Genomic DNA, 8,629 nt, shown 5'->3' with positions numbered 1-8,629 from the left:
TTTGCGCCCGAGTACAACATGGCGGTGAATCTCATCGACCGGTTGGGGCTACATGGGTCTCGAGAGATCTTGCATCGGTCCTTCGCGCAATTCCAAGCCGACCGCTCGGTGGTAGGGCAGGCCCGCAAAGTTGACGAAGCACAACGGGCATTACGCCGGATGGATGGGGAACTGGCAAACGCCGCGGCCCGGCGCGGCATCACCCCCGGCGACCCGACGCTCGGCGGATCGCGAGGACAGGGCGCGTCGGACTCGGACGCGTATGACGGCTTCCTGGGATATGTCCAACTGCGCGAAGACATTCGGTCGCGTGAGCGGGAACTCAAGTTCGTCCAACGCAACGCAGACTTGGCATCAACCACCGACGAATTGGCCGCACTCAAACGCGGCCACGTGATCGGGTTGTACGGCAACCGGCATCGGGGCATAGCGGTGGTTATCGAACCAGCGTCCAATGCAGCCGACCCCAAGCCGATGGTGCTGACCGAGGACGGTTGGTGCGGACGGGTCGGGGTCCGGGATTTCCTCAATACGCCCGAGGTACTGGGCAACATGCGACTGGCCAAACATATTGACCGGCGGACCGGCCGAGGTCGACGAGACCTCGCGTCGGCTTTGCGCTCGACCGGTATCGACCTACCTCGCGGCCGTCAGCGCAAGCGATCCGAGGCAGCCGACGACCGCGAACTGGCAAGTCTGCGAGCACAATTGCGGGCACACCCCGCGCATAAGCTGGACAACTCCGATGAGCTGTTCCGATTGGCCGAACGCCGAAACAGGTTAGTTCGTGACATAGCCACACTGGACGCCAGTATCGCCGCGCGTACGTCGACACTGCGGGTGACTTTCGATCGGGTCGTTGGCGTGCTGACTGACCTCGGATACTTACAGAAGGTCGGCGCCGGGGCCGAAGTGACCGATCCGGGACGGATTCTGGGTCGGATCTACAGCGAGAGCGATCTGTTGGTCAGCGAGTGTCTGCGCGAAGGGATCTGGGACGACCTGCCGCCACATGAACTGGCCGCCGTAGTGGCCGCACTCGTCTTCGAGGCGCGCCGCGACACCTACTCGGGAGTCGACGCAATGCCGGGCAGCGCCGGACTGCGCGCGGCGCTGGCCGATACCGTCCGCATTTGGCAGGACATCACCGAGGTTGAGTCACGTCATCGACTGACACCGACACGCGAACCCGACACCGGATTCTCGGTCGCTGTCGCATTGTGGGCGTCGGGACGATCGTTGACCGAGGCGCTCGTCGCCGCCGGCGATCGCGGCAATCTGTTGTCACCCGGGGATTTCGTCCGATGGAACCGGCAGGTCGTCGACCTGCTGGAACAGGTGGCCAAGAGTGTCGATTCGAAGACCCGGCTGGCGGCCACCGCACGCAGCGCGATCGGCGCTATAAGACGCGGCATAGTAGCGGTCGAGCTGAAATGACCCCGCTAACTGGCGGACAATCTCCGTGGTGATCCACCTGCGTATGAGCCTACTGCGATAGCATTTGTAGCCGTATCCGACAAATTCGGTTGCCACGGTGGCAACCCCTTCGGGAGGGACTCATGACCGAGCCTGAACAGCCGAACACTCCGAGCCCGTCCGACCCGAACGCGGCGTCGGATCCCACCTCGGGTTCTACACCGGCACCTTCCACAGGCCCGGGAAATTACGCGCCCACGCAGTTCAACCCGACCACTCTGCCCACTCAGGCGCAGCCGGCTCCTGCCCAGCCGACCACCCCTGCTCAGCCCGATCCATACGGCCAGCAGACTCAGTATGGCCAACCCACGCAGTTCTCCGGCCCCCAACCACAGCAGCCGCACTACGATGCCGCTCCGGGGCAACCCGCGCAGCAACCGCAATACGGCGCGCCGGGACAGCCCACGCAGCAACCGCAGTACGGCACTCCTGGACAATACGGGGCACCGCAATCGACATCGCAACCGAATCCGACTGCACCACTTACCAATCCGGAGCCGTTCGGTCAGCCCGGACAGTATGGTCAGCCCGGCCAGTTTGGACAGCCCGGGCAGTTTGGTCAGCCGTCAGGTCAATTCGGCCAGCAGAACGACCCGTTCGGTCCGATGGGCCAGCCGACCCCGAAGAAGTCCGGAAAGCTCTACTACATCGGTGCCGGTGTTCTCGCGGCGATTGCCGCGATCGTGCTGATCACCGCATTCCTCGTCCCGGGTTGGGCGCCCAAGACACTCTCACAGGACGCCGCGCAGCAGGGTGTTGAGCGGGTGTTGACCGAAGACTACAAATCCACCAATGTCTCCAACGCGCAATGTCCGTCCGGGCAGCGGGTCAAAGAGGGTGGATCCTTCACCTGCACGGTCAAGGTCGGCGATTCGGAACGGAAGGTGACGATCACCTTCCTGGACGGCGACGGCAACTACGAGGTCAGCCGACCCAGTTAGTTCGCTACGCCCACCGCAGGGCAGTCGCGAGACGCTTCACCGATGCACCGATACCCAGTTCATCCACCAACTCATCGAGCGCCGCTCGATCGGCTGGTTCGGACGGCATGGTGTCGGTGTTTTGGTTATTGAGAGCAGGAGTCACCACGATCTCGGCGTCGGTCGCGACGGTGACGACTGTGCGTGCGGCGGCAAGGTAATCGGATGCGGCGAGGATGGCACCTCGCGCTCGTGTCGGCAGTTTCGACGTCGGATCATTGGCCGCGGCCTCAAGCGCGTCGAGACTGCCGTATTCATTGAGTAGTTTGGCACCGGTCTTTTCGCCGATGCCTGCGACGCCGGGCAGACCGTCGGACGGATCGCCGCGCAGCATCGACATCTCCGCGTAGCCGACACCGGCCCGCTTCGGATCGAGGCCGTACTTTTCAGCTACCTCGACCGGGCCCATCAGTTCGGCCTTCGCCAATCCGCGACCGACATAGAACACCCGGACCGAAACCGGGTCGTCGGCGACGACTTGCAGGAGGTCGCGATCGCCGCTGACCACGATCACCTCATCGTCGGCTTCGGCGAAGGCCAACGTGCCGATCACGTCGTCGGCCTCGTAGCCGACGGCACCGGCACTCGAAATACCGGCTGCGGCAAGAACATTCATAATCATATCGACCTGCGGAGTCAGCGTGTCGGGCACTTCTTCGACGTCAGGTGCGGTGGCAGACTCTTCCGCGACACGGTGCGCCTTATACGACGGGATGAGGTCGGTGCGAAACGCCGGCCGCCAGTCGAGATCGAGGCATACCACCAGACGCGTGGGCTCGTGCTTGGTGACCAGCGCCGCGATGGTGTCGACAAATCCGCGGACCGCGTTCACCGGCCGGCCGTCGGGGGCGGTCATCTTCTCCGGCAGTGCGAAGTAAGAACGGAACCAGAGGCTTGCGCCGTCGAGGAGCATCAGGGTGCCAGGCATGCCCGCAACCTTAGTAGGCATTAGCCTGGCAACCGTGTCTGAGTCCACGTTGCTTCCGATATCCAGTTATGCCCGACGACTCTCATCGGCGGCCAAACTCGCTGCCGACGCTGGGGTCGACCTACTGCTCGTAAGTCCGGGACCGGACCTGGAGTACCTGATCGGGTCACGTGCTCAGACCTTTGAACGTCTGACGGTGTTGGCGATCGCCGCCGACCCCGACTCGGTGCCGACCGTCGTTGTGCCGCAACTCGAACTCGCGTCACTCACCGGGTCGGCGGCGGGGGACCTGGGGCTCACGCTGTCGTCGTGGGTCGACGGTGAAGACCCGTATGCGCTCGCGCTCGATGCGGCGACCGCCAATCCCGTTGTCGCGGTATCAGATTCGATGCAGGCTTTACATCTGGTGCCCATCGCCGAGCGAATCGGCGCGACACCCACGCTCGCGACCGATGTCTTGCGCGAGCTGCGAATGATCAAAGACGACGTCGAGATCGATGCATTGCGGACGGCCGGTGCGGCTATCGACCGAGTTCATGCGCGGATGGGTGAGTTCTTGCGCCCAGGTCGGACCGAACGGGCGGTGGCCGACGACATCACGGCTGCGATCATCGCCGAGGGACATACGTCGGCGGCGTTCGTCATCGTCGGCTCCGGCCCACACGGTGCCGACCCGCACCATGAGTATTCCGACCGCGTCATCGAAGCCGAGGACATCGTGGTTATCGACATCGGTGGACCGATTGCGACTGGCTACAACTCTGACTCCACGCGGACCTACTGTTTTGCCGAACCCTCGGCCGAAATCGCCGCCGCCGTCGAGACACTGGAACGAGCACAGACCGCGGCGACCGAGGCAGTTCGTCCCGGCGTTACCGCGTCCTCGATCGACACGGCGGCCCGGGACTTGCTCGCCGAGGCCGGACTCGCCGACGCTTTCATCCATCGGACCGGCCATGGGATCGGGCTGTCGGTACACGAGGAGCCCTATATCGTCGGTGGCAACGACGTCGTGCTACGGCCGGGTATGGCTTTCTCCATCGAACCAGGCATCTACTTTCCAGGGCAGTGGGGCGCGCGGATCGAGGATATTGTCATCGTCACCGACAGCGGCTGCGAGCCAGTTAACGTGCGTCCACATGGTCTGACGGTGTTGGACGGTCGCTAGCGTATCCACCTCGTTCACACGGATCCACCTCCCGAAACTGGCGAGGTGGATCCGAGCAAATGAGGTGAATTCCCGGAAGACGCCTAGTCGCCCCGTAGGGTCGACGAACCCATGATCCGAGTCACCGTCACCTCGATGACGATCCGGCGCGGGTTGGGCCGGGGCACGCGGTAGCGGTTCGCGTAGCGATTCTCCGCATCGCGTACCTGGTCAGGTTCGCGACGGATGCGCGCGGCGCCTTCCAGCGTGAGCCATCGTGCACCGTCGACCTGGGTCAGTGCGGCATAGCCAGCACGTTCGGAGTTTCTGGCCTTCTGATTGCCGTCGGAGGTGATTACACGCGCGGTTCTGGTCTCGGGGTCATAGGTAAAGCCGACGGGTACCACATGTGGCGTGCCGTCGGGGCGAACGGTCGAGAGGGTCGCCAAGTGCCGCTCGGTGAGAAATTCGTAAGCGGGCTCGGTCAGGTCGTCGGGTGTTCGGGTCACGGCCACCACGCTATCGTCGGGCCGACCCGGCGGTGTCGACGGCACCGCGCGAATGGGATGATCGAGAGATGTCATCTGCGGACACGGGCACAATCGTTCTGTTCGGCGGCCGGAGTGAAATCGGCGTCGCATTGACCGCTCGGCTGGCTGCGGGGCGTCGAGTCGTTTTGGCGGCGCGTCGTCCGGACGAACTTGGTGCCGAACGCGCGATCGTGCTTGCCGCGGGCGCCCTCGAGGTGAACACGGTAGCTTTTGACGCCGATGACACCGACACTCATCCGGCGCTGGTCAGCGAATTGATGGCCGAACACGGCCCGATCGAAGCGGCGATCGTTGCTTTTGGAATTCTCGGTGACGCGCCGCGGTCGGAGACCGACGTTTCCCATGCGCTGCAAATCGCGCAGACCGACTACGTGGCTCAGGTGAGCATTCTTACCCTGCTCGCAAATGCTATGCGGGAGCAGACGTTACCGTCGACGCTGGTGGTGTTCTCGTCGATCGCCGGAGCCAGGGTGCGTCGAGCCAATTATGTCTACGGCTCGACGAAGGCCGGCTTGGACGGCTTTGCCAGTGGGCTGTCCGACGCCTTGCACCACACGTCGGTGCGAGTCTTGTTGGCGCGCCCCGGTTTTGTCGTCGGGGCGATGACGGCGGACCTGATGGCCACTGGCGTCAAGCCGGCACCGATGAGTTCCACAGCGGACCAGGTGGCCGACGCGGTGGCGCGTGCCTATCGGCGCGGGAAGCGCGAGGTGTGGGTGCCGTGGGCCATCCGGCCGACCATCTTCGTGTTTCGATTGTTGCCTCGGGCGATCTGGCGTCGGCTGCCGCGATGAGCGGTGGTGTACCGAGGTTCGTCGTCGTCGGAATAGGTGCCGACGGCTGGGACGGCCTCACTCGCCCCGCGCAGGACGAATTAACCAGTGCGACAACAATTATCGGATCGTCGCGGCAACTATCGTTGCTGGCCGGCCATGTCACCGCCCGGACCGTGCCGTGGCGCTCGCCAATGAGTGCGCACCTCGATGAATTGATCGCCGATGATTCTGCCGCGTTCACGCATATCGTCGCCTCCGGTGATCCGATGTTCCACGGCGTCGGAGCTTCTATCGTCGCGCGAGTCGGACGCGATGGGGTGCGCGTCATTCCCGCGGTGTCGAGTGTGAGTCTCGCCGCCGCGCGGATGGGCTGGGATCTCGCGCGGACCGAGGTGGTTTCGCTGGTCAGTGCTTCGCCTCAGACCATCTTGGCCTCGGCGAGTCATGGTAAGCGTGTGCTGGTGTTGTCTCGTGATCAGCACACACCGGCACAGGTCGCGGAGATATTGGCGCGCAATAGTTTTGCCGGATCCACGCTAACCGTATTGGAACAACTGGGTGGATCAGACGAAAAGATGTATTCGGCTACGGCCGGTTCGTGGGCGTCGCCCTCAGGCGACCCACTCAATGTAGTCGCGCTGGAGATGAGTGGGCCGTCGCGAAGGCTTGCCCCGGGCCTTCCGGACGACGATTTTGACCACGACGGTCAACTCACCAAACACGTAGTCCGCGCGGTGACGGTCGGCGCATTGGCACCGACCGGCGGACAAGTATTGTGGGATATCGGCGCCGGTTCAGGAAGCGTCGCTATCGAATGGCTGAAGACCGACATATCCAGTCGCGCTCTGGCTTTCGAATCTCACCCGGAGCGCGCGGAGCGTATCGCGTCCAATGCCGCGCGGCACGGTGTGGCCGACCGGCTGAGTATCGTCGGCAGTGCACCGGAGTCGTTCGACCAGGCGCCGGCCCCGGACACTGTCTTTATCGGCGGCGGCCTGACACGCACGGTCTTGGACGAGGTGTGGCTGCGATTAGGCGCGGGCGGACGTCTAGTCATCAACGCCGTCACTGTCGAAAACCAATCGCTTCTCGCGGAATCGTTTGCCGCACAGGGCGGGACGCTGACTCGGCTGGGCGTCGAGCATGCCGCGCCACTGGGCACAATGACTACCTGGCGCCCGGCGTTGCCGATAGTGCAGTGGGTAGTCGAGAAACGGGGCGATGACCTGTGACTGTCTACGTGATCGGAGCCGGGCCGGGTGCGCCGGATCTGTTGACACTACGCGGCGCACAGATATTGGCCCGCTGCCAAACCTGCTTATACGCGGGCTCATTGGTACCCGCCGAGATGCTGACGCACTGTCCCGACGATGCCACGCTGATCGACACTGCCCGGATGCCATTGGCGGACATCATCAACCACATAGTCGCCGCGCATGCTCGTGGCGATGACGTGGTTCGGCTACATTCGGGCGACCCGTCCTTGTATTCAGCTGTGGCAGAACAGACTCGACAGCTGGCTGAACTCGGCATCGACTACGAGATTGTTCCGGGCGTGCCAGCCTTCGCTGCCGCTGCGGCGGCAATGGGCGCCGAACTCACTATTCCGGGCGTTGGACAGAGTCTGCTGATCAGCCGAGTGTCGACGTTGTCGACCGACATGCCGCCGGGCGAGGAGTTAGCAACGCTAGCGGCCTCCGGTGTGACGCTGGCGCTGCATCTCGCCGCCCATCAAGCAGACCAGATCGTCGACGCGCTGCTGCCGCACTACGGTGCCAATTGTCCTACTGCGACAGTCGCTTTCGCGAGCAGGCCAGAGCAGAAGATTGTGCGCGGCCCGCTGAGTGAGTTGGCCAGCACGTTGGCCGCGTCCAGCATCACGCGTACCGCGGTGATCTTCATCGGCCCCGTATTAGACGCCGCCGAGCACCCCGATGCCACCAACAGCTACCTGTATTCGCAGGCTCGGATGAGCAAGTTGCGTGCTGATGAGCAGCACTGAGAGACCAACGGGGCGAGTCCTCATTCTCGGCGGGACCGCCGAGGCACGAGAACTAGCGAAAGTCGTTACCGACGCTGGAATTGACGTGGTGTCATCGCTTGCCGGGCGTGTGCAGCGCCCCCGGCTCCCGGTCGGCGAGGTGCGCATCGGTGGGTTCGGCGGCACGCGCGGGCTGGTCGATTACCTTAGAGCACAAGATATTTCAGCAGTTGTCGATGCGACTCATCCGTTTGCCGCGTCGATGACCCGCAACGCCGCAGCGGCATGCGACCAGACATCGATCCCACTGCTTCGACTACGGCGACCACCGTGGGAACCGGGACCAACGGACAGCTGGCATCGCGTTCGGGATATGACGTCGGCTGCCGAATATGTTGCGGCGCAGGGCGGTCGGATCTTTCTGACCACCGGTCGGCAAGATGTCGACGTATTCGCCGGTATCGACGATGCGTGGTTCCTCATCAGGGTTGTCGATCCGCCCACCGCCCTCGTGCCGCTAAATGCTGAAATCCTTTCCGCCCGTGGGCCTTATCGGTACGACGACGAGGCCGCGTTGATGCGGACCTACGGAATCACCACGTTAGTCACGAAAAACAGCGGGGGAGCGCTCACCCGCGACAAACTTGACGCCGCTCGTGACTTGGGCATCGACGTCGTCGTGGTTGATCGGCCGGTTGAGCCGATCGGGTTGCGCAGTGTCGACGACGCGGCTGCGGCGTTGGGATGGCTGCTCGCTGCCCAAAGCCGCACGTAGCAACGACACCGAGGG

The 8,629-nt window shown here is 63.7% G+C and carries 9 protein-coding genes; 7 read left to right on the top strand and 2 right to left on the bottom strand.

Annotation, left to right across the window (positions count from 1 at the left end):
- Positions 1-1,437, top strand: a 1,437-nt coding sequence (locus GOEFS_RS10210) for a DEAD/DEAH box helicase (RefSeq protein ID WP_007317824.1), incomplete at its 5' end; no start/stop codon positions are given.
- A 122-nt stretch (positions 1,438-1,559) separates the two neighbouring features.
- Positions 1,560-2,417 (top strand): DUF4333 domain-containing protein, encoded by an 858-nt coding sequence (locus tag GOEFS_RS10205; RefSeq protein WP_007317823.1) that lies wholly within the window; start codon positions 1,560-1,562, stop codon positions 2,415-2,417.
- Between the two features lie 4 nt (positions 2,418-2,421).
- Here GOEFS_RS10205 and GOEFS_RS10200 read toward each other — a convergent pair whose 3' ends face one another.
- Complete coding sequence (locus GOEFS_RS10200) at positions 2,422-3,369, bottom strand: 5'-3' exonuclease (protein ID WP_040524894.1); 948 nt, start codon at positions 3,367-3,369, stop codon at positions 2,422-2,424.
- Positions 3,370-3,409: 40 nt separating this feature from the next.
- On the opposite strand from GOEFS_RS10200, the gene GOEFS_RS10195 reads away from it, so the two are divergent.
- The gene (locus GOEFS_RS10195) at positions 3,410-4,552 is read left to right on the top strand and encodes a M24 family metallopeptidase (RefSeq protein WP_040524893.1); all 1,143 of its coding nucleotides are present in this window, start codon (positions 3,410-3,412) and stop codon (positions 4,550-4,552) included.
- Positions 4,553-4,635: 83 nt separating this feature from the next.
- Here the strand turns inward: GOEFS_RS10195 and GOEFS_RS10190 are convergent, their stop codons facing one another.
- Positions 4,636-5,040 (bottom strand): PPOX class F420-dependent oxidoreductase, encoded by a 405-nt coding sequence (locus GOEFS_RS10190; protein ID WP_007317820.1) that lies wholly within the window; start codon positions 5,038-5,040, stop codon positions 4,636-4,638.
- A gap of 68 nt (positions 5,041-5,108) precedes the next feature.
- Between GOEFS_RS10190 and GOEFS_RS10185 the strand changes: the two genes are divergently transcribed.
- Genes GOEFS_RS10185 through GOEFS_RS10170 form a run of 4 tightly spaced genes read left to right on the top strand, consistent with a single transcriptional unit; the run spans position 5,109 to position 8,614 of the window.
- Entirely contained in the window at positions 5,109-5,876 is a 768-nt protein-coding gene (locus GOEFS_RS10185) for an SDR family NAD(P)-dependent oxidoreductase (RefSeq protein ID WP_007317819.1), read from the top strand.
- Positions 5,873-7,090 carry a bifunctional cobalt-precorrin-7 (C(5))-methyltransferase/cobalt-precorrin-6B (C(15))-methyltransferase gene (locus GOEFS_RS10180; protein ID WP_007317818.1) on the top strand — a complete coding sequence of 406 codons (1,218 nt, stop codon included), beginning with the start codon at positions 5,873-5,875 and terminating at the stop codon, positions 7,088-7,090. The genes GOEFS_RS10185 and GOEFS_RS10180 overlap by 4 nt, the downstream gene beginning before the upstream one ends.
- Positions 7,087-7,860, top strand: a complete 774-nt coding sequence (gene cobM, locus GOEFS_RS10175; RefSeq protein WP_007317817.1) for a precorrin-4 C(11)-methyltransferase — start codon at positions 7,087-7,089, stop codon at positions 7,858-7,860. Before GOEFS_RS10180 ends, cobM begins: the two co-directional genes overlap by 4 nt.
- Positions 7,847-8,614, top strand: coding sequence for a cobalt-precorrin-6A reductase (locus GOEFS_RS10170; protein WP_040524868.1), 768 nt, complete (start codon positions 7,847-7,849; stop codon positions 8,612-8,614). The genes cobM and GOEFS_RS10170 overlap by 14 nt, the downstream gene beginning before the upstream one ends.
- The last annotated feature ends 15 nt before the right edge of the window (positions 8,615-8,629 follow it).

This window comes from Gordonia effusa NBRC 100432, from assembly GCF_000241305.1.
Classification (GTDB): domain Bacteria; phylum Actinomycetota; class Actinomycetes; order Mycobacteriales; family Mycobacteriaceae; genus Gordonia; species Gordonia effusa.
The sequence above is the reverse complement of the archived record's forward strand: the minus strand, read 5'-3'. Positions and strand labels throughout refer to the sequence as shown.

What these genes read in the sequence shown, in the direction of transcription:
- GOEFS_RS10205 (WP_007317823.1), top strand. Translation starts at nt 1,560, where the DNA reads ATGACCGAGCCTGAACAGCCGAACACTCCGAGCCCGTCCGACCCGAAC.
- GOEFS_RS10200 (WP_040524894.1), bottom strand. Translation starts at nt 3,369, where the DNA reads ATGCTCCTCGACGGCGCAAGCCTCTGGTTCCGTTCTTACTTCGCACTG.
- GOEFS_RS10185 (WP_007317819.1), top strand. Translation starts at nt 5,109, where the DNA reads ATGTCATCTGCGGACACGGGCACAATCGTTCTGTTCGGCGGCCGGAGT.
- GOEFS_RS10180 (WP_007317818.1), top strand. Translation starts at nt 5,873, where the DNA reads ATGAGCGGTGGTGTACCGAGGTTCGTCGTCGTCGGAATAGGTGCCGAC.
- GOEFS_RS10170 (WP_040524868.1), top strand. Translation starts at nt 7,847, where the DNA reads ATGAGCAGCACTGAGAGACCAACGGGGCGAGTCCTCATTCTCGGCGGG.